Genomic DNA, 25,796 nt, shown 5'->3' with positions numbered 1-25,796 from the left:
TTTATAGAGAAATCCTGCAGGAAGTGCAACAATACTGCCCCATAGATGCGGTCTATGCTGAAATCCTGCAAGAAATGCAGCAAATTCAGCGCTAATCTGCTCTAAACACCGAAATTTGTGCAAATAATGCAACATTGTACTTCAGCCAGTAATAGGTAAGGAGGAATCCTGCAAGAAGTGCAGCAATTCTCTATACAAGCGGCTGGTGAGAGAAGGCATCAGCATCCTTCACCCGGTAGGGTGATTTCCTAATGTTTCCGTCTATATCACCTGCTATATAGATTAAACTTGAAAATTTAAGTTAAGGGAAAAGTGGCGGAGGGGAATTTTGGAACTGTAGGAGCGGTAGCGTCCGCCTGAAAGCTTTCCGCAGGAAAGCTCGCATCGTAAGCATAGGCTGTGTTTGGATTTCCACCGTGCGTAGCAGTTTTAATCAAGAAATTCAAACACAACAGTGCCGGAAGTCCAAAACTTCTCAGGAGTCACGGCCATCCCAAAACAAAAAAATCAATAGTTCAATTTATATAGCTAAACACCATGTCGCATTTATCCGGCTGCAATGTCGCAAAAGTACATGGAAACAGAGGCTACAGATCGGCTATACTCGCTGTAACAATTATGATAATGAAAATCATTATCACATAATACATAACAGGGGGAGTCAGCGTGAACAGAGCAACACAGAAACAAGGGGCCGGCAGGAAGAAATTCGCCGCTGGGCAATCAGGATTATTCATGGTATGGATGCTGGCGCTGGTACTGGTACTTACAGCTTGCGGTTCTGGGGGAGGCACGAATGCAGGTACAGCCGCACAGCCGTCTGCATCAGCGGAGCCGTCTCCATCGCCTGAAGCACAGACGCAGGCAACACCGGAGGCACAGGCTACAGCAGCCTACCCGGTTACCTTCAAACATATCAAGGGCGAATATACGCTTACGGAGAAGCCGAAGGTGATCGCTGTGCTTGACGTGAAATTCGCCGATCAGCTGATCGCGCTTGGAGAGAAACCGACAGGCAGCGTAGTTGCCGGAACCAAGGACGAGTTCCCGGAATATCTGAGTGCTCAAATGGACGGGGTGAAGGTCCTGGGTACACGCGATGAGCCCAATCTGGAAGCAATTGTGGCGCTGAACCCGGATCTGATCTTGATGACGGATTTTCAGGAGGAGGCCTATGAGAGTGTTAGTAAAATCGCGCCTACCATCGTCCTGGACTTCTATGAGGATTGGCGGGATACGCTGGCTACCATCGGTACAATAACAGGGAAGCAGGCAGAGGCTGAAGTGGTGAAGAAGGCCTACGAGGACAAAATCACCGGACTGCGTGAGCAGCTGTCGGCGAAGCTGGGCGACGAGACGGTGGCGCTGATTCGTCCAAGACCGGAAGGAATTCGGGTACATGGTCCCGAGCACCGGACAGGAAGCATTCTGTATGAGGATCTGGGATTAAAGGCTCCAGCGTTCGTTCAGGCGATCAAGGATGATACCTCAGTTGAAATATCGATGGAGACTGTCTCTGATATCGGGGCAGATCACTATTTCCTGCTCTCGGATGATCTGTTCGCCAAAGAGGCAGAGGCTCTGGCCAGCAGTCCGATCTGGAAATCCCTTGATGCAGTCAAGAATAACCGTGCCTATGATGTGAATTCAACGCTCTGGATCGCGTACTATGGTCCTCTTGCGATTAATATTATTGTAGATCAGGCCTCGGAAGCGCTGCTTGGAGCTCACTGAGATGGACCACTATCTGTCGTCGGCCCCCTGGAGGGAACTGGCGGAGGATTACAGGATGAGGCTGGGGGAGCCGCCTGCGGGCACCGTTCGCACCATTGCTCTGAGTGAGCTGCAGGACGAAGCGGTGTGCCGCGAGTATGTCAGCTGGCTTAAGGATTATATCGGTGCGCCGGACATGCAGGTTGCGGCTTCCATGCTGGCCAAACGGATCGGCTATCTGTGGATCGCGCCAATACTGACCGCCATGACCGTTCATAATCGTGAAGTCTTCTTCCCGCTGGACAGAAGCTTCCTCTATCATCCGGCCTCTGCAGAAGAGACGACATTCCCTTTCCTGGCACTGGACGGGCTTCAGTCAGCCTCACCACCGGAGGATAGGGCCGTGTGGCGCGAAGCTGTTATTGAGGAGAATTTTGCGGTACGGCTTGCGCCGCTGCTGCAGACGCTTGCCGCCGTGGGCCCCGTCTCCATGGCCGTGCTGTGGGAGAATATAATGGTGCGTATTGCCCCGCTGTATGCCCTTGGAGCAGACTCATCCGACGAAGAAAGGCTGCGGATGCAAGAGGATTTTGTGTATCTGACCCGGACGGCTCCCGGCGCATTGTTCGGCGCAAGGCGCAATCCATTCACCCGGTTCACCGAGGGGAATGACGGGGCTCCGGTTGCGAAGAGCAAGCGCATTACCTGTTGCTTTTACTACCGGATGTCCGGAGAATATTGCAGAAAGTGTCCGAAAATTGACAATGAGAATGAATCTCAATTAAAATGACAGCAGGTCTATCCGTTAAGCAAAGGATACTGTTGTCAGGAGATGAGAGAAATGCCGCAACAAGAACAGGCAAGTCTATGGAGTGATACAGCGGTCAAGACACTTGATGTGCGCAGTGGTACTGTGCCGCCCGGCGGTGTGCTGAGCGAAACGGGACTGGCGTCTAATCAGCTGCTGCTGGCCATCGGCGGGCAGGGAGGGCTTGTGATGAATGGTGAAGGCTGCCATGTCCAGGCCTCTTTTGCTTGTCATGCCGTCAAGGGATCAGTCTACACTCTGAGTGCGGAATCAGACAACATTCATTATACAGCTATTAGCTACAAGGCCATTCCTGTGGCGGGAGCTGCACATGTCCTCTTCCCGCAGCGCAATCACCCGCTGCGCACTTCGTTCATTCACCATTCCGGGTCCCCGGCGGAACTGCATATGGCGGCGGAGAGAATTGCCGCCAAATGGAGCCGGGGAGAAGGGCTGGAACGCTTCCATGCCAATGCGCTGCTGCAAGGTATGCTCTACGAGCTTATTATGGAGCATGAACGCGGTCAGGGCGGGGTAGAGCCCGATATGGTGGAGGTTGTTGCCGCCTATATCGAGGGGCACTATCGTCAGGAGCTGGGGCTTAAAGAGCTGGCCGCGCTGGCCGGATGCGGCGTGCGGCAGCTCCAGCGGCGGTTCAAGCAGGAGAAGCGGCTCGGGCCCATGGAATACGTAATCCGGCTGCGGATGGAGAGCGCAGAGCGGATGCTGCGTTATACGGATGCTTCCATCGGCGAGATCGCTGAGCGGACAGGCTACCGCGACATGTATTATTTCAGCAGGGCGTTCAAGAAGCATTATGGAGTTCCCCCGCAGCTCTACAGGCGCACTGCCGCTTCAGCTCCCGCTGTACTCTCCGCTCCTTCGGGACGGTCAGAGAGCGTGGCCTTCCCGCACGAGTCACCACAGGGTCCGGTGATCTTCCATCTGCGGGGCGAATATCTTGTCACCGCTGCTCCGCGGCGGATCGCTGTGCTTGACGTCCAGTATGCTGACCATTTGCATGCGCTGGGGATATCCCCAGCAGGAAGCGTAGGCTTCGGAAGCGGGGCGCTGAATTTCCCCGCTTATTTCCGGGAGAGGCTTGTGGCAACGGAAATGCTCGGAACCTATGAGCACCCGGACCTGCTGGCTGTTGAACGGCTGCACCCGGATCTGATCATCTGCACTGAGGTGCATGCTCCGCACTATGAACGCTTAAGCCAGGTGGCGCAGGTGATCATGTTCAAGCGCAATGAGAGCTGGCAGACGATTCTGCGCCTATTCGGCGAGCTGACAGGCAAGCAGGCGGAGGCGGAACGCATTATTGCTGATTACCTGCGCCGTACGGCATTGCTGTCCGCAGAGCTGGCTCCGGTACTCGCGGGTAAGAGTGTAGCTCTGATCCGTCCGCGGGAGTCCATCGTCCGGGTACATACGGCTTCTCACCGCACAGGCGCTGTGCTGTACCGCGACCTTGGTCTGCCTGCTCCGCGATTTGTGGCGGAACCCGCCTCCGACACGGCTTACCATATTTCCGTTGACAGACTGCCGTCTGTGCATGCCAACTACTACTTTTTGCTTAGTAATGAGAGGATGCAGGAGGGAATATCGATGACAGAGCACAGTGTGAGGGGCATGCTAGGTGCCGACAAGCGTCAGCTTATATACCCGGTAGATGCTGCTACCTGGATCGGCTGTTATGGACCGACAGGCATCAACTGCATTCTGGATCAGGTGGCCCAGGCGTTACTGGCTTGAGCGGATCAAGGCCGCAAGAACGGCCGTTGCTCACATCTGAGACATATGATTATATATTGGGAGGATACCAAGTGCATTTGTTAAAAAAACAACTGCACTTGTTAAAATAAGCGCTACAGTGGTTAAAATCTATATTGAACCGTGTTATAATAAGCACAGAACTAGCGTAAAATGCAAAGAGAGCCGTGCTGGTAACACGACTCTCCGAGCGATAGCCGCTTTTAAGGGCGGAGGCTTCAAGGATTGCATCGAAATAGGACCGCTACCTTTGAGTGGGGCGGCCTATTTCTTTTTGTGGAATGAGAGTATTAACACAACCAGAGTCGCAAATGAAATCATTAGCGTCAATGCTTGGTACACTTCCACTGGCATCACCTCCTTATAAGGAGATTAGCCGGCCGCCCATATAGCCTTCTATCACTCTTGTGATTATAGCATGTTAGCTGATTGCTGAATATGCGCTGAATACAAAATATGGAATGTAGTGCCTTGGTGAGTACAGGACAGATTCCACCCTAAAGATAGAGCAGCGATTCTACCATTATTGGAGAACCGCTGCTTTTTGAGTTTTAAGCGTGAATGTATCGCATGATATTAATATTGTAAAGTATACTTTCCATTTCGAGCAGGGAGAAATTCCTCATGCTCATATGCGAACATCCGTGCTACAATACTCTCTGTGAATATATGGAAGGTGGTGGGACAGTGACTGCAAGACGATGGGTGATGACGTTCATACGGATGCACAAGCTGGTTTTTGTATGCGGTTTCCTGGTAACCACGGTAATGACCCTGGTGAATCTGATATATCCGTTCCTGGGCGGACGGCTGATTAATATCGCTTTTTATGACCAGGATCTGAAGGCCTTCCTGAAGCTGTGCCTGATCTATGCCGGCATTCTTCTGTTCAATCAATTCATTGTGGCAACGCTTAATAATCTGATCTCCTCCCATCTGATGACGGGGTTCGTGTTCGATATCCGGCGGGCGCTATTCCGCAAGATTTTGCATCAGAAGGGGAAGGATCTCTCCGGGATGTACAGCGGCGATCTGATCAGCCGGATGAACCGCGATGCTAAGGACATTATGAATCTCCTCTTCTGGAGCGGACTGTGGGGGTATTCCAATCTGCTGCATATTGTGTTCGCCGTGGGCTTCATGTTCTATTATCATGTTCTGCTGGGAGTGTTCACTGTGGTGCTGGTGCCTGTCGTGTTCTTAGCCTCCAGATATTTCAAGCGAAGAGCGCTTCGGGTCAACCGGGATCTGGCGGCAGAGCAGGGCAGGCTGTCCTCGTACTTATTTGAAATTGTGGCCAATATGCGGGAGATCAAGCTGCTGAATGCCGGGAGGCTGGTAACCTGTACCTATCTCAGGCGGACAGTCTCTATCCATCACAAGAATGTGGATAATGGAAGAATTGAGGTATCCACCGAGCGGGTGAATGCATTCATCACACTTGCCGCACAGCTGCTGCTGTTCATCATCTGCGCCCGGCTCATTGTGAAAGGGCAGATGCAGCTTGGTGTTTTTGTGGCTGCCGCCAGCTATTTCAATATGGCGGTGACCTACTTCAGCTCGATCAATAGCAAGATTACCGATACCTGGGGCCAGAATATATCCCTGCAGCGTGTTGCGAAGCTTCTGAATGAAGAGGAAGAGGACTACAGGGAAGCCCGTCTGCCCACACTGATTAAGGAGGGGAAGATTGAATTTCGTAATGTCAGCTTCGGATATACGGAGGAGAGGCGGGTACTGGACGGGTTCAATCTCCGTGTCGAGGGAGGAAGCACTGTGGGTATTGCCGGAAGGAGCGGAGCCGGGAAAACAACGCTCGGAAGCCTGCTCTGCAATCTGTATCCCGTTGACGGCGGCGAGCTTCTGATCGATGGCCGCAACGTGAACGAATATAACCTGCACAGCTTGCGGAGTCAGGTGGGTGTGGTTCATCAGGAGACGGTTCTGTACAATAACACGCTGCGGTATAATCTCTCTTTTACGAATAACCGTGATCAGGACAGCCTGTTACTCGAAGCACTTAAGAGAGCTGCGCTGCATGAGCTGGTCCTGAATCTCCCGGAGGGGCTGGACACGGTGCTTGGGACTTCCGGGCAGGAATTATCGGGCGGCCAAAAGCAGCGTCTGGCTATTGCGCGAATCCTGGTCAAGAATCCGAAAATTCTGGTCTTCGATGAAGCGACTTCGTCCCTCGACAGCAAGAATGAGGCGCTGATCCGGCAGATGACCCGTGAGCTTGCGCAAGACCGAACGCTGATCATCATCGCCCATCGGCTGTCCACGCTTAGAGGCTGTGACCGGATTGCAGTGCTGGAGGATGGCCGGATCACAGGCTACGATACTCACGACGTGCTGATCAGAAGCAACAAAACGTACATAGATCTATTCAGCGAACAGCGTGCAGGAGGCGAAGCGGTATGACTATGACAAGATGGGCCGCCTATAAAGCGCTGACTCAGGGAATTGAAGGTGTCCGTAAGCCGCTGCTGGCGCTCGTGCTGTTCAAGCTGTGGAATCTGGTCTGCGGACTGCTTCCGTTATTCCTGTACTCTCTGCTCGTCAACCGCGTGCTGGTGGAGAAGCACCTGAGTGGGCTATGGCCGGTTATCGCGGGTTATCTGGGAGTATTCGTGCTTACGACGGCCGGGATTGCGGTCAGCAAGCGCTACTCCAACCAGCTGCTTCTGAAGTATGACCTCAGGCTTAAGCGCAAACTGCTGAATAGAGTGAGCAGCCTGGATTATGAGGAGTACAGCGGGTACAGTATTGGTGACCTAAAAAGCCGGATCGAGCAGGATTCAGCCGCAGCCGGACGGTTCTTCACGATTCATCTGTTAGATTTCAGCTATGCTGTCCTGTATGCTGCTGCGCTGGCTGTGATTCTTGTAAGCTATGACTGGCGGATCGCCCTCCTTAGCTTCGTCTTCGTTCCGGTCTCCCTGCTGACCGTGAATCTCCTGGGTGAGAAAACGAGGAAGGCGGGGGAGGAGCTATGGAGGCTGCAGAAAGGGTACGAATCTTTTTTACATGCGAGTCTGCAGAACTGGAAGGATATTAAGACCAACAATCTGGAGGAGGCCCAGCTTGAGGAATTGAACGGGCATTATGCAGCTATCCGTCCGGTGTGGTTCCGCAGCCAGCTCTATCAGCATCTGGGCGTTACTTATTCGTTCTTCACCAAGAACTTCATTACTCAGCTGTTCATCTATTTCATTGGCGGACTCTTCGTAATAAAAGGCTACTCGGAGGTCGGTGTGCTGCTGGTGTTCATTAGCTTCTACGGGCAATTCTTCGGGTTCATTGAGACGATCAGCAATGGCCTGATGAATTACAAGAATGATTCGGTGAATATCAGTAAAGTGATCGGACTGTTGCAGGCAGAGGCGGACCAGCGGCCTTACAAACGCATTAGCGGACAAAAGATTGAGGTTCAGAATTTGCGGTTCCGCTATGAGGGGAAGGATGCTTTCGCACTGGACGGGATTTCGTTCTCGGTGGGGAAGGGGGAACATCTAGCCATCGTAGGGCAGAGCGGCAGCGGCAAGTCTACTCTTGCCAGACTGTTGACCGGACAGATGAAGCCTCAGGGCGGGAGCGTCCGCATCGGAGGCACGGATCTGCATGAGGTGAACAGCGGGAGTGCGGCGGCCAAGGTAAGCATTGTGGCGCAGGAGCCTGTTCTGTTCAATATGACGATCCGGGAGAACCTGCTGCTGGCGGGGGACGGGGCAACGGAAGCAGAGCTGATTGCCTGCTGCCGCAGCGCCAATATCTATGACTATATTGCATCCTTGGAAGAGGGGCTGGATACGGTTATCGGGGAGAAGGGGGTGAAGCTCTCCGGGGGCCAGAAGCAGCGGCTGTCGATTGCGCGGGCGCTGCTGCAGAAGCGGGACATTATTATTTTCGATGAAAGTACAAGCGCCCTGGACCCTGAGAATGAGAGCGGCATTAGGAATGAGCTGAAGCGTCTGTCTGCCGGAACTACCATGATCTCGATTGCGCACCGTCTTTCTACAATTCAAGACTGTGACAAGGTGCTGGTTCTGCAAGCCGGGAAGGTGGCAGCCTGCGATACCCATGCTAACCTGCGTGGCCGGAATGAAGCCTATGATCTGCTGTTCCGCAGCCAATACGCCGCCTTAAGCCATACCACAGAACTTGTTCATTGACGGCGTCTCCGCCCGGTAATATATTAAAATTAAGATTAACTATGTCCGTGACAGACTGTAGAGGAGAAGAGAAATGAGCCCGACCCATGTATGGATACCTGTCGTATTTTATTGGCTGCCGATGCTCTTCTTTTTCTACATGGGAATGGATGTGCTGCTGCGCAACCCGCGGCAGATCGAACATCGTCTGGTAAGCGCTACAATTCTGTGCTATTTCCTGATGTTCCTGGAGGAGTACTTCCGGTATATGCTGCCCATGGAATATAGTCCGCTGCTGGCTGCGGTCTGGTTCGCCAATGTCGGTATCCTTATTCCAGGGCTGGGCTTCCATCTGATTGCCCGGTTAATCGGCTTACATAAGCGGATGCCCCGGCCATGGTACCCCTATCTGTTCCACATATTAACGCTGGCTATTCCGGCGGGACTCATTGGTCAACGTTCCTATACCTCCGTCCAGCTGTTCATGGTATCCGGGGTCTGGAAATGGCCGATAGCCAATGCAGCCTACTACGGGACCTTAACGGCAAGTCTGCTGCTTAGCTTCATTCCCATCGTCATGCTGCGAAGTGCGCGCAAGTGGAGTGCCGCCGATCCTGATTATCAGGAGCATGGCGGTATCTTCAAGCTGCTGGAGTATGGCTCCTGGGTGACATTCCTCTGGGTAGCGGTGTTCGGCTATTTCCGCTTCAATGAAATGCTGCCGCCTTATACGTATATCTACGGAGGACTGATCTGGTGCTTCGTGCTGCGGCTGTCCATGCAGCGGTATGAATTCCTTAATCATGCGGGACAGCGCTACAAGAAGATGTTCCAGATCAATTCACAGGCTGCGCTGCTCGTCTCGTTGTCGGGCAGCATTAAGGAAGCGAATCCGAGTGCCGGTAAGATGTTTGGCCGTCTGAACCTGGGGAAGGCTAACCTTACCGATCTGGGCGGTGCAGAGATCGTGGCGAAGCTTAAGGCACAGGACGATATCGGTGAGCTGGAAATGGTTCTGCATAACGGGGAGAGTCCGGTCGAGGTGATGATTAACGGAGATTACGTGACCGTGGATCATGAGATCCATGCGGTGCTGCTCATCCGGGACATCCGGCTGCGCAATCAGCATGTGCGGCAGATTGCCTTCATGGCCTACCATGATCCGCTGACAGGGCTGCCGAACCGCAGGCAATTCTATGATAAGCTGGAGGAGACTCTTGCAGAAGCAGAGCGCAGCGGCGGGGAAGTAGCCATCCTCCTGCTTGATCTCGACCGGTTCAAGCAGGTGAACGACCGCTGGGGTCATGAGGCCGGGGACCAGATGTTATGCAAGGTAGCGGCCATGATCCATCAGCTGGTTCAGCCGGACGGGCTGGCGGCCCGCTTCGGCGGAGACGAATTCGTGCTGTTCTGCCCCGTGGGCGGGGACGGGCTGACCGCCGCAGAGCTGGAGCACCGGCTGCTGGCGGCGGCTGCACAGGCCACGCTGGATTATGAAGGCGAAGAGCTGAAGATCGATATGAGCATCGGCATCAGCTTGTATCCGCAGGACGGAACGGCTCCGGATGCTCTTTTGCGCCAAGCCGACAAGCGGATGTATGCGATCAAGCGGGGAGAGGCGGAGGGAAATCATGAGATTTGAGATTGGCGGGGGGATGGATTTAATTGAGGAGACTGTGCGGCAATTCCTGTCTGATAAGGCAAAGGTCCTTGATATCGACAGCACTCCGCTACACTCTGGCTATCAGGCGGTGGATTTATTCCGGCACAGGATTCTCGTGGAGATTGAAGGCAGACAAGAGCACAGCTCTGTGATTACCAAAATGGCGAATGGAATTGAACGGCGGGTAATGCACCGGTTATTGGATCAGGGGGCTAATGTTCCTTTTAGCAGAGCGGGTAATCTGGATTCGGACCATCGGGTGCTTCTGTGTATTCAGGACGTAGATTATAAGACGGATTATCAGAATCTGGATACCGGGATGCTTCAGCACAAGGAGATGCAGGCGCTGGCTTATATTCATAACCGTAATCGGGGATTACAGGAGGAGTTATCCTGGCTCCCCCGGGTTAGCCGTGCATATATAGAGACTATAATTCATGGAGTATGGCGGCCCGCATGGGAAGAGGCCAAGCACAATGAACGGTTCGTGGAGACCTTCGGGACGTATATTTCTGAGATCGATGCCGTATCGGGGAAAATCGTGGACGAGCTCGAAGCCGTCTGGAAGGATGAGACCACTCACACGCTTATACATAATGATCTGAACCCCGGAAATGTACTGGTACACAATAATGATGACGTTATGTTCATTGACTGGGAAGAAGCGCGATACGGCTCGTTATTCCTGGACATCCCGATGCGAGTTGACCGGTCTCAAGCTGGAGAATACCGTGAAGTGCTGGCTTCGCTGGGATGGGAGCTTCCTGCGGATACGTTCGGGCAGAGCTATAGAGCTGCTTCGCGGTATCTCGGCCTGCGTTATATGACTTGGAGCTTGGGGGCGTGGCTTAGGGACCCTGGTACTGAGGCGGGGCTGCGGCGGTATTTGGATATGGTTGTTGTGTAACCATATGATTTCTCCAAATTAAGAAGTCGATTCAGTGAATACCTAGGCTATACTTAGTGATAGGAGAAGAAAGGAGTGGGCTGAATGGGCTACCCTGAAATACTGCGCAAAAAGGCCTTATATGATCAGGCAAAAGATCAAATCCCGGACCTTACTGTCCAAAGCTATGTGAAGGCTTTTGAACTTGAGTATACGCATAACTCAACGGCTATAGAGGGCAATACGTTAACCCTTCTGGAAACCAAAGTGGTACTGGAGGAAGGGATATCCGTAGGCGGGAAAATGCTTCGGGAAATATATGAGGTTATTAATCATAATAAAGCATACCAGTATATTAAGTCCTGCATTAACGATGAAAAACCATTGGATGAAGGGATCATTAAGGATATTCATGCTCTGTTAACTGAGAATATTATGATAGGTGGGGTATACCGGAATGTAGAGGTGTATATATCCGGAGCAGCGCATACACCGCCAGTACCCAATGAAATGTATCTGCAAGTGAAAAATTTTTATGCTGATTTAGCGCAGAAAGATAACGCCGATATCATAGAGCTTGCGGCCTGGACTCATGCCGAGTTCGTCCGTATCCATCCATTCGCCGATGGAAATGGCAGAACCTCGCGACTCATAATGAATTATCAGCTGCTCGCAAGTGGCTATCTTCCTGTATCCATTGCCAAGGAAACAAGGCTGGAGTACTTCAATGCACTCGAAGCCTATGCTGTGCGCCGGGATATCAAGCCTTTTGCTGATATGATTGCCTCTCTGGAAGAACAGCAACTAGATCGTTATCTTGGGATGATTGAGCGGCAGAATTAATGTGCCAAATGTAGTAAGAAAAAGGTCGAATATTCCCTGAATAAAGATATATTAATAAACTACCCAGGCTATCGATTTATATTTGAGCATAAAGACTTTTGGCACCACAAATCAGGACCACCCGTTGGACGGGTGGTCCTGATTTGTGGTGGGTTACCATAATCATCCTCCAGAGATGGATGAACCGGATCAGCCCGGCCATCGCCTATAGAGTATAACAAGTCAAAAGGAGGTGAAGCGGATGGAACAGGAGCAAGTATGGCTGCAGCAGTGCCGGGATGGAGAGCAGGATGCATTCTACCAGTTGGTGAAGCCTTATCTGGACCGGGCTTACAGCACGGCCAGAGCGATTCTGAATTCCCCGCAGTATGCCGAGGATGCAGTCCAGAATGCTATGCTGGAAGCCTATAGAGCCATTATGAGCGGCAAAGAAATCCGCAGCTTCAGAAGCTGGTTCAACCGGCTGGTCGCGATGCGGGCGCTGGATCTGGCCAGGGCACGCTCCAGGCACTTCAGACAGACCGAAGCGCTTGGGGATCATGAGGAGCCGGCGGATAAACGGGAGCAGCCTATGGAGGCTGTTTTGAAGCAAGAAGAGCAAGCCCGGCTGCTGGGCCAGGTCATGTCGCTGGATATGCGCCACCGCTCAGTGATTGTGTTGTATTACTATCAGGAGATGTCCGTAGAGGAGATCGCGGACGTGCTGGGCGTCAAGGCTGGAACCGTGAAGTCCAGATTGCATAATGCGCGCTTGAAGCTGATGAATCTGAATGAATCTATTAATCCGAAGAAGGTGATTTTCCATGTCTAAGTTCAATAACGGGATACAGGGTGAAACACAGCGGCAGGTAAAGGAAATGGGCGGTATGCTGAGCCTTCAAGTTGCACCACAGAGCCTGCATAATTTCGCGAAAAATATTGCGATGCACGCGGCTGCTACGGAGCCTGCTGCTCCTAGCCGTCCGGTCCGGTCCCGCATGAAGCGGCGGCTGGTGGGTGTTGCCTTCGGAACGGTTGCGGTTGCCATCCTACTATTCTCTGCCCAGGTATCACCGGCCTTCGCCAGTCTGGTGCAATACATTCCAGGGTTCTCGGTGGCCTCCGACTGGCTGACCACGCTGCGTACCAGTGATGGTGTGCAGAATGCGGGCAATCATGATTACCGGCCGTTCCAGCCGGTCGTGCTGAGTTTCGGAGATACCAAGGTGAGTCTAAGCGATGTGTACCTGACCAGTGACAGGCTGGTATACAAGGTCTTTGTCCAGTCGGACAAAATTAGCGGAAGCGTAACTACCTGGCCGGACGGAACACCAGGGATCGACTATAGCAACGCGGGTTATCACGTAACGAGCAAGGACTTCCCAAGTGCTGGAGCAGGCGGGGTAATGAAGCTTATCCATGACGAGCAGACCGGCGAGCCGATTCTGGTTCTGCCGACCGAGCAGCAGCTGTCGCCGCAGCAGGTGGCCGATTTCCTGGCGGGGAACCCGTCCAAGCTAAGCTTTACCTTCTATGAGCCTCAGGCGGGAAGCGCGATTCCGCTGAAGCATAGCTTGGACGTCCCTTTTGACAAAAGTCAGTGGAAGCAGGACCGGATCATCCCGCAGCAGGCGTCCATACCGGTTACTGTTCACTCCGAGCAGCGGGCGATTGAGGTGCAGGAGGTCAAAATTACGCCGCTCAGCACCTACATTATCCTCCACCTGAACAATAAGAACCAGAGCCTACTGGATATCGATTGGAGCAACCCGTCCATCGAATTGACGGATAACGCAGGCGGCACCTACCAGTTCAAAGGTTACACTAGCCTGAACTCTGTGCCAGGACGCAGCAACAGCGGCTCCGATACGATCCGGCTGGAGTTTGCTTCTTCGCCGTATTTCAGTAAGCAAGCCGATCAGTTGAACCTGAAGATCGGGCATGTCCAGCTCTCAGAGGTAGGCTCCTTCTCTCTGGCCATGGACGAAATGTTGCCCAAATTGATCCTGTTCAGCGGCAAGCAGATGCTCCTGACCGAGAGCCGTTATGAAGACGGGTTCCTGAAGCTGAAGCTTAAGCAGGATGCGCAGAACCGCATGAGCATTGACTTCAATATCCCAGGCTATATGGCTAAGGTGCTTCAGTCCCAGGAGCTGTATGACAAGTTCTATGCGGGCAACAGGGATCAGGCGGGCTTCGCGCGGAACATTCTGCAGGCTCAGGAAGGCCGTGGGGAATATGAGGTCTGGATTGCGGCCCCTGAGCAGAAGCAGTATGAAGTGGAAATAATTAATGCCGTGACACAGCGCGAGCAGGTCCAGGTGAATCAGCAGGTTGAACTCCGTGTGCGATAATTGAATCATCCGCCAGGCAGCGCTCCGGTCGGGGGTTGTCTGGCGAAGGTTTTTACAATCGTATATACTGATTAGACCAATTGATTACTTAGGAGCTGTGTCACATACCATGATCAAGAAAGAAGCCGCACATATACGCAAGCAGTTCAAGATGGACCATGATCAGCTGAATCTGTACGATATTCTGAATGTCTATATTATGAAAGAAACGAATGAAATCTACCACTTCGAACGCCAGCCGTTCGCCATGCTGGAACGCGAGAAGCAGGAGCTGTATATGAGCAACTTCCGGAAGCTGCTGACGGGCGAGCTGGACCAGAAGCTGTTCGAGCTGAAGTTCCTGGAGGAAGCAGAGGAGCCGTCGCAGGTGATGCTGCACCAGGGGCTGATAACCGGTGACCCGGAGGAGTGGCAGGACCTGATGCTTATGCTGGTGGACAAAATGCTGGTGGATGCCAAGTATGAGAAGGATGCGGTCATCACCTTCGTGCGGGGACAATACTTCCGGCCGACCAAGGCGCGTAATGATGAGGCCGAGGAGACCGGGAAGGACGAGGTATTCGCGCATCCGTTCATTCTGTGCAGCGTGAATTCCACGGAGCAGCAGCGTAAGACGCTTTTGTTCGATTATGTGGAGCGGGAGTTCAAATACAATATCATGGTGGATCCCATCATCAAGCTCAGCACGCCGGAGCAGGGCTTCTTCTACCCGAGTGTGACCGACAACTATTCGGATATCAACCGGGTGCTGTACTGCACGGGAAGCGCGAATAATCCAAACCCGCAGTTCATCGAGCAGGTGCTGAATGCGGAGCGGTCGGTGACGGCGCTGGAGGAACGGTCTATTTTTGAGGACATTGTAAAGGAAGTGGCGGGCGAGCAGATCGATGTGGCGACCATTGCTCAGGTGTACGAGGAGATTCACCAGGTCATTGAGGACAACGCGGAGGAGGAAGAACCGCCGAGACTTGATTACCGCGATGTGGAGCGTGTGCTGAAGGCCAGCGGTGTGGAGGATGTGACGGCGGAGAAGGTGGAGCGCGCGTTCGAGACCATCGTGGACAATAAGCATTATGAGCTGAAGGCCAGCAGCGTCATCCCGAAGTTCACCTCCAAGTCGATCAAGATAGATACGAAGGTCGCTTCCATCACAATCAGCCCGCAAGACCTGAGATATGTACGGCAGGTGAATTACCAGGGCAAACGCTGCATCATGATTGAGATTGATGAGGATGCGGTGATCGAAGGCTTCACGCTGCTGACGGAGAACTTATCCTAATCTGGACTGATATATATTGAAAAAGGGCTATCCCGATCTCTCCTAACGAGACCGGGAGGCCCTTTTATTTGTGGAGGATGGCTGCGCTAGGAAGAGCTTCCGTATTTCTCCCAGACCGCCGCAAACTTCTTCTCCCAAATCGCCCAGCGCTTCTCGGCGCCGTATTTCGCTTGGAGCTGCTGCAGGTATTGCTCCGCAGTCTCTGTATCCCCTGTATCCAGCAGGTACCCGAAGGTCTCCTCACTTAAATGCAGTGCTATCCGCGGCATATAGTATTCAATAATGGCCCTGGCATCGGTTAGGGTGTACATGAATTGGAGACCCTGATCCAAGTGGAGTAGCAGGTCTGCCGTGAACCTGTCCACATCTACCTCCGGCGTCAGGAAGTAGCGTTCCGGGGCGGCGGGGACGATTTGGTTGATCCGGGCATAGAAGTGAGGCAAGCCCAGAGACGAAGCAGGCCTATATTGCGCAAGCTCTTCGGAATGAAGATTGTAATTCACATAGAAGCTGAGTTGCTTGTGTGTATTGTACTTGAATTTCTGGATATTGATTTTATAGCTGAGTTGGCCTTCTGTTTTGTAGAAATTCAGATCTTTTGTACGATAGCCCTGTGCGGAGAACAAAGGTTTGACGTCCTGCTTGATGATCTGCTTGAACAATTCCTTCATATCTAACAATTCATTCATAGTAAGTAAATCCTCCTTCACCTGGGTTAATTATAGACTGCATTTATAACATGTCGGCTGACAGCTATAATTGTACTATAAACAGGATCGCCTCAAATGACTTCATTCTGGGTAAATATAGGATAGGAGGCAGGAGAGGAGGAATGAAGGTAGTGATGAAGAATGTTAAGATTTTATTGTTTTTCTTTGGGTTTGCGGCTGTTATGGTGCTGCTGTTCGGGTGGGGGCTGCCGGTAGTTTTTCAATTATTCCTACATAACGATTACATAAGAAGTCTGACTTTGCTGGTTGTGTTCAGTATGGTGGTGTTAGTCAAAAGGTTGAATTGGTCTAATTATCTAGTTTTTGCTGTCGCCATATTCTCGTTCTTGGGCATGATGATCGATACAGCAGGGAACCCCGTAACCAACAAGCCGCTGGAATGGATTGTCTCACCTATAGGTCAGTTGCAGCTGGACCAGGATATCAATAATTATGCGCCAGGCCAGTACGTCATTTCGGATAACCTCTCCATTCTGAAGCCAGGCGGGGAGATGGTTACGCTAAGTACAGTATGGTTATACCTGTACCGGTGCGCTCAGTATCTGGTGCTCTACTCGATTGTAGGCACCTTGCTTGCAGTGATCCGGGGGAGTAAGCCAGAGCGCTGGCCGGTGCCTGCCGCGACCGTAGACGAGACGTTGACACCGGATATGGAGCAGCGGGTAGCTGCGGAACTGAAGCGCCGGGAGGCAGCAAGCACTACGCTGAGGGTCCTGCCCGAAGAGGTCCAGGAGCATGTCCGGCAGTTAAAAAAGGACGGCAAGCTCATTCTTGCCATCAAGCTCGTCCGTCAGCATACGGATATGCCCCTTGGCGAAGCCAAGCGGTATGTGGAAGAAATGTAGAGGATATTTTTCAGCCCGTTCTGTTCAATCGACAGAGCGGGCTTTTTTTGCGCTTATTTTCGTCTTTTTAAATTATACAAGGACTTAAAGCGCACTTATTGACGATATGACTGATATTTATTTGTCGAATTAGTTAAATTTAGCGCGGAAAATGTCGATAAACCATTATGGAAAACTAATGCTTGCTAATGCCGGGCATGTGCAGAGTGTGTGCAGCATGTTCAGAGTTTTACGGAAGCGTTATCAATATTATGGAAATGTTCATTCGACAAGGAGGAAAGCGATGTTTGGAAAAATTGGAAAGATAGTCCTGGCTCTGGTATTGGTGGTTGGGCTGCTGCCCATGATGTCGCTCCGTGCTTATGCGGCGGTGCCGTCATTTAATGAAGCGGCTGATTTTGTAATTGAGCCTCCGGTTACGTATTCGGCGGGCAAGAATCTGGCGGATGCGAAGGGTCTAAAGGATGGAAGTACGGCGGTTCTGCTGAACTCATTTGTTTATCAGGGGAATTCTTACACAGCCTCTAATTTCTTAAGGGTCTTTAACAGCACAGGAACGCTTATAACGGACGTTAACCTGGGCAGCCTGATGGACACCTATTACAAAATGACGTATGTGAGCATGCTTGCGCTCAATAACGGCAATCTGCTGATTATGTACAGTAAAAGCGACTCCAGCGAATACAACCTGCAGATGGGCACAGTTACTGAGAGTACACCCAATGCCTATTTCATGGTGCTGGATAAGAACGGCCAGAAGGTGACCGGCCAGACCCGGCTGAATACCTTCAGTGCGGCCAGTCTGCCGCAGCTCACGCGCTTTATATCTGCGGCTGAGCTGTCTAACGGCGATATCGCTTTTTCCTGGCAACGAAATGATAATAAAAGCACGGTTACCCGTGTGTTCACCGCTGCGGGCGTACCGGTATCAAGCGAAACCCTGCTGATCGACGCTAATGCAAGCATGTCCTACGTAGCTGCTGGTGACGGCGTGTATATGACTGCGTATAATTCAGGACCCTCGAATGATAATATTTACCTGAAGTTATTCAATAACAACGGAACCTCCATAACCACCATTAATGTTGGGGCGAGAACGAATGAGAAGCAGCTGTATCTGTCTACACTGAGCAACGGGAATTTCATGTTCAGCCAGTATAGCTGGCAAACCGGAATCACCAGTGTCTCCTTATATGACAATGCGGGTGTAAGCCAAGGCGGATTCAACGTAAATGGTTCGCTGGGCGAGGCGTCAGCCGCTGTCTACAAGAAAGGCGCGATGCCGGGATTCGTAACGGTTAGTACAGATCCTGTGTCGAATAAGGCTATCGATGATGCCTACAATTACGGTACAGAATGGTCTGGAACCCAGTACGCTTACTTGAATTACTATGACAATGACGGGACCCTGCTGTATACAACGGATCAGCCGGTGGATTCCGCTCCTGCTGTATTCCAGGGATACAATGAAGACACCTGGATGTTCAATGTGGAATATTATCCGAAGTTTGCCGTATATCCGGCCTTCGGCGACAAGATTGTTTTCATCACAACAGATAATACAGACGCCAGTCATTTCAGAGTAACCGGCAAGCTGTTCAACAGGGAGGCCTTAACTCCGGTTGTGCTGCAATCGGCTGTAGCGGACGGTGTGCCAGGAACCACAACTTCAACGAAGATTGATCTGACCTTTGATGCTGCGATTGCCGGACTGACGGCAGATGATATCACGATTACAGACGGCACAGGCTCTGCGGTAAAAGGGTCCTTAAGCGGGTCGGGAACTGCTTGGAGCCTAGCGCTTACTTCAGTCACCGGCGAGGGCGATGTGTCCGTGGCTGTGAATTCGCCAAGCGGATACACGGTTAGCGGTTCGCCGCAGACGGCAACTGTATCGCTGTTCAAGCCAGCGTTGGAGCCAACCCCGGCAGCGGTGATCGACTACGCAGCCGAGCAACTGAGCGGTCTGACGGCGAATGGCACGTATACCGTGAACGGTACGGCGGTAACGGCGACGGCGGATGGTACGCTTGCGCTGGAGCAGAGCTGGCTGGGAGAGTCCCTGAGTATTGTGAAGCAGGGGAATTCTACCACAACGGTAGACAGTGCTGCGCAGGTGCTTGTCATTCCATCCCGTCCGGCGGCACCTACAGGTGTGACAGCAACGGATGAACTGGCGATTGATGCGAATAACGGTACATTGATCAATGTGACTACTGCGATGGAGTATAAACAAGGCGTAGCAGGAACGTGGACGGATGTGACCGGTACAACGGTGACAGGACTGGCTCCGGGTACGTACGAGGTCCGTGTGAAACTGACGGCGGCGTCTTTTGTATCGGAAGCGCATAGTGTAACGGTGAATGCGTATGTGCCAACGGCAGAGACTACCCCGGCAGCGGTGATTGACTACGCAGCCGAGCAACTGAGCGGTCTGATTGCGAATGGCACGTATACCGTGAACGGTACAGCGGTAACCGCGACTGCAGCTGGCACCCTGGTGCTGGAGCAGAGCTGGCTGGGAGAGTCCCTGAGTATTGTGAAGCAGGGGAACTCTACGACAACGGTAGACAGTGCCGCGCAGGTGCTGGTCATTCCATCCCGTCCAGCGGCACCAACAGGTGTGACGGCAACGGATGAAATGGCGATTGATGCGAACAACGGTACACTTGCGAATGTGACTACTGCGATGGAGTACAAGCCAAGTACCGGGGGAGTATGGAAGGATGTGACGGGGACATCGGTGACGGGACTGTCTCCGGGGACGTACGAGGTCCGTGTGAGATTGACGGCGTCGTCTTTTATATCGGAATCGCATAGTGTAACGGTGAAAGAGTATGTGCCAACGATAGAGACAACCCCGGCAGCGGTGATTGACTATGGGGCCGAGCAACTGAGCGGTCTGATGGCGAATGGTCTCTATACGGTGAATGGCACGTTATCGATATACGCGGATGCGGCGGGCAAGCTGGCGCTGGATAGCTCTTGGCTGGGAACCTCTCTGAGCCTTGTGAAGCAGGGAAATGCGTCCACGACCATTGACAGTGCGGCGCAGACCGTGAGCATTCCTGTTCGTCCGGCAGCACCTGCTGGAGTTACGGCAACGGATGAGACGGCGATTAACGCGAAGAACGGTACGCTTACGAATGTGACTCCGGCCATGGAGTATAAGCAAGGTGCCGCAGGCGTGTGGACGGATGTGACGGGAACAACAGTGACGGGGCTGGCTCCGGGTACGTACTACGTCCAGACCAAGGCGACTTTGACGGCTTTTGCCTCGGAAGCACACATCGTGAATGTGGTAGCGTATGTAGCGATACCGGAAGCCACACCAGCAGCGGTCATTGACTACGAAGCTGAGCAGCTGAGCGGTCTGACGGCGAATGGCACGTATACACTGAACGGTACGTTGACCGTAACAGCGGATGCAGACGGCAAGCTGGCGCTGGATAACAGCTGGCTGGGCAGCTCCCTTAGCCTTGTGAAGCAGGGGAATGCGTCAACGACCATTGACAGTGCGGCGCAGACCTTGACTATTCCTGCCCGTCCGGCTGCGCCTGCGGGAGTTGCGGCAACGGATGAGACGGCGATTAACGCGAAGAACGGTACGCTTACGAATGTGACAACAGCCATGGAATACAGAAAAGGTACAGCAGGCGCATGGACAGATGTTCCAGGCACCAGCGTAAGCGGGTTGGTCCCGGATACGTACTATGTCCGTACGAAGGGTACGGTGACAGCTTTTGCCTCGGAAGCACAAGCTGTACCGGTGAGTGCCTACGTACCCACACTGGAAGCCACTCCAACAGCGGTCATTGACTACGAGGCTGAGCAGCTGAGCGGTCTGACGGCGAACGGTATGTATATACTAAATGGTTCGTTAACGGTAACAGCGGATGCAGACGGCAAGCTGGCACTGGATAACGGCTGGCTGGGCAGCTCCCTTAGTCTTGTGAAGCAGGGGAATGCGTCCACAACCGTTGACAGTGCGGCGCAGAGCTTGACTATTCCTGCCCGTCCGGCAGCACCTGCGGATGTAGCTTCAACAGACGAAACGGCGATTCAAGCAAAGGACGGCACGCTCACGAATGTGACAACCGCCATGGAGTACAGAAAAGGTACAGCAGGCCCATGGACAGATGTTACAGGCACCACCGTCACAGGCCTTGCACCAGGCGTCTATGAAGTCCGCACGAAGGCGACAGCAACTGCCTTCAGCTCAGCTGCGGTGGAAGTGACGGTGACATCATTTGCATCTGAGGCGGAAGTGACGCCTGCGGCGGTGATTGATTACGCCGCAGAGCGATTGACAGGTCTAATTCCAGAAGGGGTATACACCGTAAATAGTACGGCTGTAACGGCCACCACGGACGGAACGCTGCCGCTAGACAACAGCTGGCTGGGCAGCGTGCTGAATATCGTGAAGACGGGCGACGGGGTGACCACCACTGATAGTGATGCGCAAGTGTTGAGTATTCCCGCGCGTCAGGCCGCTCCGATGGGTGTGAGTGTAACGGATGTGACCTATAACGGGGCCAATGACGGAACACTGCAGAATCTGACTGTCCAGATGGAGTACCAGATGGGGAACACAGGGGCTTGGACAGAAGTAACAGACACTACGATTACCGGTCTTGCACCAGGCACGTATTATGTGCGGTTAAAGGCTACGTCAACGGACTTTGCTTCTGCTATTGCTCAGGTGACTGTGCATGACTCAGATGCCGTGATCCCGGCGGCTCCGGAAGTGGTGGCGGATGATCTGAATAATACGATTGTGGGCCTGAACACCAGCATGGAATTCTCCATGGATGACGGACCCTTCGTACGTTATGACGGAACGAACCTGCCGGACCTCAGCGGCGAGCATGCCGTAAAGGTACGGGTGGCGGCGAGCGGATCGGTTCCTGCGGGACCGGCAACTGCGCTGACTTTTACAACGAATGTCTTGATCCCTGCCGGGGACTTGGCTGTGAGTGCCAGTGATCCGGGTGGTGCAGAGAGTAACGGCTATACACAGATTAAGGTTACGCCTGCACCGGCTGAAGGACATAAGCTGCTGTATAAGAATTTTGGTCTTGGCAGCATCGTCGTGCCGAATGTGGGAGACCTTCTGACCGGATACACGCTTGTAGGCAGTGAAGGGCTGATTCCGGCAGCCGATGGGGATACAATTGGCATTGCTGAGGTAGATGCGGAAGATATGGTGGTAAAATACGGCAGCGTCATTGCAGTAGTTGCAGTGACTACTCCGGTAACGCCGACTCCCGATCCGGTCAGCCCGGGAAGCGGAAGTAACCCGAACAGCGGGACCCCTTCCGGGAATGCGGCCAGTACGGTTACCGATGTGATTGTCCTTGTGAACGGCAAGGAGGAGAACGCGGGCAAAGCGACGACCACGATCTCCGGTAACCTTAGAACGACGACCATCGCGGTAGATCCGGCCAGATTGCAGGCGAAGCTGGATGCCGAGGGGAACGGCGCTGTAGTAACTATCCCGATGATGCTGGATTCCAACATTATTGTCGGTGAGCTAAGCGGCCAGATGATCAAGAATATGGAGAATGTGGCGGCCACCCTGGTGCTTCAGACCAGCAAGGGCAGCTATACGTTGCCTGCATCCGAGATTAACATCGGCGCATTGGCCGCAAGATTAGGTAACGGGGCCAAGCTGGAGGACATTACGCTGAGAATTACCATTGGTGATGCTTCGGCTGCCATGAATCAGGTGGTCACCGCTGCGGCAAGCAGGGGCGGCCTGACCCTTGCAGCGCCTATCCTGGATTTCACAGTTACTGCTTCTTCCGGAACCTCAACAGTAGAGGTGAGCCGGTTCAATGCATATGTATCGCGGACAGTAGCGCTTCCGCAGGGGGTTAACCCGAACCGGCTTACAACTGGTATCGTTGTCGATCCGGATGGAACGGTGCGTCATGTACCGACCAGAATCATCCAGAAGGATGGTAAATACTACGCAGAGATCAACAGTCTGACGAACAGCACCTATTCTGTGGTCTGGCATCCGCTGACATTCGCGGATGTGGAGAAGCATTGGGCGAAGAATGCTGTGAATGACATGGGCTCCCGTCTGGTCATTAACGGGGTGAACGAATCCACGTTCAACCCGAACGCTGACATCACCCGTGCAGAATTCGCAGCAATCATCGTACGCGGTCTGGGCCTGAAGCTTGGAGAGGGAGCTGCGAAATTCGCAGATGTTCCGGCGAATAGCTGGTATGCAGCAGCAGTCGGAACAGCCTCCGGGGCGGGTCTGATCACCGGCTTCGAGGACGGAACCTTCCGTCCTGATGCCCGTATCACACGCGAGCAGGCCATGAACATCATCGCTAAAGCGATGAAGCTGACCGGTCTCGCAGAACAGACCGGCACAGTGGACACCGCTGGTGTGCTTGCAGCCTTCACAGATGCAGGCCGCACGGGAGCCTGGGCGAAGGACAGTCTGGCGCTCGCAGCATCCGCTGGCTTAATCACCGGCCGCAGCGGCAATAAGCTGGAGGCCAAAGCCAACGTTACCCGCGCAGAAGTGGCGGTGCTGATCCAGCGTCTGCTCCAGAAGTCGGAGCTAATTGATTAATGGTATAAACTATACTATGTAAACTAGAAAAAGCGGATTCAGTCATTGAGCTGAATCCGCTTTTTTGCAATATAAGGATTTATATGTTTTACGCTATGAACTATCCTTCTATTTCTCGCTGAAACGGTATCGTCCTTTAAAAGGACGGCAAATACGTTTCCACTTGGCGATTGAATTTTGGCATTTAGCATGTAGCCAATTATAGGAAATCTCGAGCTGGGAGGGGTGGGGTGCTGTGCGGAAGCAGTTGGATTTTATACACTTGCTGTAGAGCGGACGAGTCCTGAAGGGACAGTAGTTGGATAAATGTTACTTATTGAATCACAATTCAGCGGAATTGGCACAATCACTAGAATTAGTTGCTGTTTTTCCACCTGTTTGCGTACAATCGCCAGAAAGCGATAAATTAAGATACGTTTGTCCACTTGCTGATTACCCGGGCGATTGGAAGCCTTGTATTTGCTATATGAGGTCTGGTATTTGCTATAATTGGCTTTAACAGAATTTTCAGGAGAGGGGCATGGCGGTATGTTCATTGTTAATGTAGAAGCAGCAATCTGTAAGGAAGATAAGTGGCTTGTGATTACCCGGAGTACCAAAGAAGAGCATGCAGGAGGAACTCTGGCTCTTGTAGGGGGAAAAGTGGATATTGAGGGCAACTCGCTCGAAATCCTCGAACGGACGGTGAAGCGCGAATGCGATGAGGAGGTTGGCATCGTGATCAAGGATGCGGTTACTTTTGTGTATAGCTCCTCCTTCGTGACAGAGGACGGACGCAATGTCATCAATATGGTGTTCCTATGTGAATACGAGAGTGGTACAGCAACCACCCGGAGTCCTGATGAAGTGGAAGCCGTACATTGGATGACCCAAGAGGAAATCATGGATCATCCCCTGACCCCTCCCTGGACCAAAGAAAGTATAAGAAGAGTAGCACTGGAAAGAAAATAACATTTAGGCTGTGCGGCAGACTCCCCCCATTAGAACTCTAATTCTTCCTCAAATGTCAGTGCTCTGCAGGTCTATCCGCCGGGGAGGAAGACCTCCCCGTGATATGGAGGCTCACACCCACCCCGTGAACTCCAGAATACTTGCTTTCGCCGATTGCGCCTCCGACTGCGCACCCTTGCGCCATTCCTTGGGCGGGACGCCCATCAGCTTGGAGAAGCAGCGGTTGAAGCTGGAGATGGAGTGGAAGCCGACCTTCTCCGAGATCTCCAGAATTGAATCCTCGGTGCTCTTAAGCTGCTTGCAGGCTTCCTCAATCCGGGTGCTGCTCAGGAAATCCAGGGGGGCGGTGCCCATCGTATCATGGAATTTGCGGCGGAAATGGGTGGTGCTCAAGTGGCACAGCCCGGCCAGGTCATCGATGGTCATCGGCGCCATATAGTTGCGGGTGATATACTCCAGCGCGGGGGCGATAGCGAAGTCACCGAGGAGCGTATGCCCGGCCTCCTGGCCGCTCAAGGCTTCGTTCGTAGAATGAATGCGGAGCAGCTCAATGTACAGGGACAGCAATAAGCCGTATGCACTCTCCTGATAGTAAGGCTTCTGCTGCTGCAATTCGAGGACGATGGAGGTAGCCAGCGTATAGACTAGGGGGTGCTTTTCCCTGCTCAGAATACAGTTCGCACCCTGCACTGCCCAGAGATTCGGCTCGAAGCCAGCGTAGGCACTCTTGAAGGAATGCTGAAACAGATCCTCCGGCGAGAAAAACAGATAGGACCACAGGCTGGCCTCCCCCGGAGAACTGTATGTCGTATGGGGCAGATACCGCGGCAGGAAGGTCACATCCCCGGCGGCAAAAGGCACGTTCTCGCCCTTAATCTCCATAATCCCGCTATCTGAATAGCAGATCCCGATCTCCAGGTGGTTGTGAAAATGAAGGTGCTCGCTCTTGATGTCAGAGATCTTCCAGCGTTCGCCGCTGAGCAGCAGGACAGGGAAATGGATCGGCAGGCTGTAGTGGCGGTACTCAATGACGGGTTTCTTTTTTCTGGGCATCTTCAGCAGCTCCTGTCCTTCTTGCGTTAGAATAGGAATGAAGAATAAAGGGTCGAAACTGCGCAGTTTTGATGTGAATGTGCTTAGATGTAGAACATTTTACTGCTTACAATAGATTCTGTAAAGCGCTTCCAAGCGGATGGACGGATAATAGCTGCCTTCAGAGACG

General features: G+C 52.7%; 17 protein-coding genes. 14 read left to right on the top strand and 3 right to left on the bottom strand.

What is annotated here, in order from left to right; translation table 11 throughout:
• Nucleotides 1-666 precede the first annotated feature (666 nt).
• From MKY64_RS23485 to MKY64_RS23475, 3 genes are read left to right on the top strand one after another with little or no spacing between them, the layout of a single operon-like run.
• Nucleotides 667-1,734 (top strand): ABC transporter substrate-binding protein, encoded by a 1,068-nt coding sequence (locus MKY64_RS23485; protein WP_209875348.1) that lies wholly within the window; start codon nt 667-669, stop codon nt 1,732-1,734.
• Nucleotide 1,735: 1 nt separating this feature from the next.
• Nucleotides 1,736-2,503 carry a (2Fe-2S)-binding protein gene (locus MKY64_RS23480; RefSeq protein WP_340956084.1) on the top strand — a complete coding sequence of 256 codons (768 nt, stop codon included), beginning with the start codon at nt 1,736-1,738 and terminating at the stop codon, nt 2,501-2,503.
• A gap of 51 nt (nt 2,504-2,554) precedes the next feature.
• Complete coding sequence (locus tag MKY64_RS23475) at nt 2,555-4,279, top strand: AraC family transcriptional regulator (RefSeq protein ID WP_340956082.1); 1,725 nt, start codon at nt 2,555-2,557, stop codon at nt 4,277-4,279.
• Between the two features lie 282 nt (nt 4,280-4,561).
• On the opposite strand, the gene MKY64_RS33455 is transcribed toward MKY64_RS23475, so the two are convergent.
• Nucleotides 4,562-4,651, bottom strand: coding sequence for a putative holin-like toxin (locus tag MKY64_RS33455; RefSeq protein WP_222850467.1), 90 nt, complete (start codon nt 4,649-4,651; stop codon nt 4,562-4,564).
• A gap of 333 nt (nt 4,652-4,984) precedes the next feature.
• Here MKY64_RS33455 and MKY64_RS23470 point away from each other — a divergent pair, with 333 nt between their 5' ends.
• From MKY64_RS23470 to MKY64_RS23435, 8 genes are all read left to right on the top strand, one after another.
• Nucleotides 4,985-6,718, top strand: a complete 1,734-nt coding sequence (locus tag MKY64_RS23470; protein ID WP_340956081.1) for an ABC transporter ATP-binding protein — start codon at nt 4,985-4,987, stop codon at nt 6,716-6,718.
• A complete protein-coding gene (locus tag MKY64_RS23465; RefSeq protein ID WP_340956079.1) occupies nt 6,715-8,469 on the top strand; it encodes an ABC transporter ATP-binding protein in 1,755 nt (584 codons plus the stop codon). Before MKY64_RS23470 ends, MKY64_RS23465 begins: the two co-directional genes overlap by 4 nt.
• Nucleotides 8,470-8,542: 73 nt before the next feature.
• Nucleotides 8,543-10,090 carry a GGDEF domain-containing protein gene (locus MKY64_RS23460; protein ID WP_340956078.1) on the top strand — a complete coding sequence of 516 codons (1,548 nt, stop codon included), beginning with the start codon at nt 8,543-8,545 and terminating at the stop codon, nt 10,088-10,090.
• Nucleotides 10,080-11,018 (top strand): phosphotransferase family protein, encoded by a 939-nt coding sequence (locus tag MKY64_RS23455; RefSeq protein WP_340956076.1) that lies wholly within the window; start codon nt 10,080-10,082, stop codon nt 11,016-11,018. The genes MKY64_RS23460 and MKY64_RS23455 overlap by 11 nt, the downstream gene beginning before the upstream one ends.
• Nucleotides 11,019-11,102: 84 nt before the next feature.
• Nucleotides 11,103-11,840, top strand: coding sequence for a Fic family protein (locus tag MKY64_RS23450; protein WP_340956073.1), 738 nt, complete (start codon nt 11,103-11,105; stop codon nt 11,838-11,840).
• A 241-nt stretch (nt 11,841-12,081) separates the two neighbouring features.
• Nucleotides 12,082-12,651 carry an RNA polymerase sigma factor gene (locus MKY64_RS23445; RefSeq protein ID WP_340956070.1) on the top strand — a complete coding sequence of 190 codons (570 nt, stop codon included), beginning with the start codon at nt 12,082-12,084 and terminating at the stop codon, nt 12,649-12,651.
• The gene (locus tag MKY64_RS23440; protein WP_340956068.1) at nt 12,644-14,173 is read left to right on the top strand and encodes a hypothetical protein; all 1,530 of its coding nucleotides are present in this window, start codon (nt 12,644-12,646) and stop codon (nt 14,171-14,173) included. The genes MKY64_RS23445 and MKY64_RS23440 overlap by 8 nt, the downstream gene beginning before the upstream one ends.
• A gap of 109 nt (nt 14,174-14,282) precedes the next feature.
• Complete coding sequence (locus MKY64_RS23435) at nt 14,283-15,452, top strand: DUF4317 domain-containing protein (protein WP_036730773.1); 1,170 nt, start codon at nt 14,283-14,285, stop codon at nt 15,450-15,452.
• A gap of 86 nt (nt 15,453-15,538) precedes the next feature.
• Here the strand turns inward: MKY64_RS23435 and MKY64_RS23430 are convergent, their stop codons facing one another.
• On the bottom strand, nt 15,539-16,141 hold the full coding sequence (locus tag MKY64_RS23430; RefSeq protein ID WP_051478449.1) for a DUF4304 domain-containing protein: 603 nt from the start codon (nt 16,139-16,141) through the stop codon (nt 15,539-15,541).
• Between the two features lie 152 nt (nt 16,142-16,293).
• Here MKY64_RS23430 and MKY64_RS23425 point away from each other — a divergent pair, with 152 nt between their 5' ends.
• From MKY64_RS23425 to MKY64_RS23415, 3 genes are all read left to right on the top strand, one after another.
• On the top strand, nt 16,294-17,028 hold the full coding sequence (locus tag MKY64_RS23425) for a hypothetical protein (protein WP_340956065.1): 735 nt from the start codon (nt 16,294-16,296) through the stop codon (nt 17,026-17,028).
• A 283-nt stretch (nt 17,029-17,311) separates the two neighbouring features.
• Entirely contained in the window at nt 17,312-23,623 is a 6,312-nt protein-coding gene (locus MKY64_RS23420) for an S-layer homology domain-containing protein (RefSeq protein ID WP_340956062.1), read from the top strand.
• A 528-nt stretch (nt 23,624-24,151) separates the two neighbouring features.
• Entirely contained in the window at nt 24,152-24,574 is a 423-nt protein-coding gene (locus MKY64_RS23415; protein WP_340956060.1) for an NUDIX domain-containing protein, read from the top strand.
• A 111-nt stretch (nt 24,575-24,685) separates the two neighbouring features.
• On the opposite strand, the gene MKY64_RS23410 is transcribed toward MKY64_RS23415, so the two are convergent.
• Nucleotides 24,686-25,627, bottom strand: coding sequence for an AraC family transcriptional regulator (locus tag MKY64_RS23410; protein ID WP_209875307.1), 942 nt, complete (start codon nt 25,625-25,627; stop codon nt 24,686-24,688).
• Between the last annotated feature and the right edge of the window lie 169 nt (nt 25,628-25,796).

It is taken from the genome of Paenibacillus sp. FSL R7-0210 (assembly GCF_038009085.1).
In the GTDB taxonomy this organism is placed as follows: Bacteria; Bacillota; Bacilli; order Paenibacillales; family Paenibacillaceae; genus Paenibacillus_AQ; species Paenibacillus_AQ silagei.
Note: the sequence above shows the minus strand (reverse complement) of the source record. Positions and strands in the feature narration are given on the sequence as shown.

Bases quoted from the DNA above. Each gene is read 5' to 3' on its own strand.
- MKY64_RS23430 (WP_051478449.1), bottom strand. From the start codon at position 16,141: ATGAATGAATTGTTAGATATGAAGGAATTGTTCAAGCAGATCATCAAG.
- MKY64_RS23465 (WP_340956079.1), top strand. From the start codon at position 6,715: ATGACTATGACAAGATGGGCCGCCTATAAAGCGCTGACTCAGGGAATT.
- MKY64_RS33455 (WP_222850467.1), bottom strand. From the start codon at position 4,651: ATGCCAGTGGAAGTGTACCAAGCATTGACGCTAATGATTTCATTTGCG.
- MKY64_RS23460 (WP_340956078.1), top strand. From the start codon at position 8,543: ATGAGCCCGACCCATGTATGGATACCTGTCGTATTTTATTGGCTGCCG.
- MKY64_RS23450 (WP_340956073.1), top strand. From the start codon at position 11,103: ATGGGCTACCCTGAAATACTGCGCAAAAAGGCCTTATATGATCAGGCA.
- MKY64_RS23475 (WP_340956082.1), top strand. From the start codon at position 2,555: ATGCCGCAACAAGAACAGGCAAGTCTATGGAGTGATACAGCGGTCAAG.
- MKY64_RS23445 (WP_340956070.1), top strand. From the start codon at position 12,082: ATGGAACAGGAGCAAGTATGGCTGCAGCAGTGCCGGGATGGAGAGCAG.
- MKY64_RS23455 (WP_340956076.1), top strand. From the start codon at position 10,080: ATGAGATTTGAGATTGGCGGGGGGATGGATTTAATTGAGGAGACTGTG.
- MKY64_RS23435 (WP_036730773.1), top strand. From the start codon at position 14,283: ATGATCAAGAAAGAAGCCGCACATATACGCAAGCAGTTCAAGATGGAC.
- MKY64_RS23410 (WP_209875307.1), bottom strand. From the start codon at position 25,627: ATGCCCAGAAAAAAGAAACCCGTCATTGAGTACCGCCACTACAGCCTG.
- MKY64_RS23420 (WP_340956062.1), top strand. From the start codon at position 17,312: ATGTTTGGAAAAATTGGAAAGATAGTCCTGGCTCTGGTATTGGTGGTT.
- MKY64_RS23480 (WP_340956084.1), top strand. From the start codon at position 1,736: ATGGACCACTATCTGTCGTCGGCCCCCTGGAGGGAACTGGCGGAGGAT.
- MKY64_RS23440 (WP_340956068.1), top strand. From the start codon at position 12,644: ATGTCTAAGTTCAATAACGGGATACAGGGTGAAACACAGCGGCAGGTA.
- MKY64_RS23415 (WP_340956060.1), top strand. From the start codon at position 24,152: ATGTTCATTGTTAATGTAGAAGCAGCAATCTGTAAGGAAGATAAGTGG.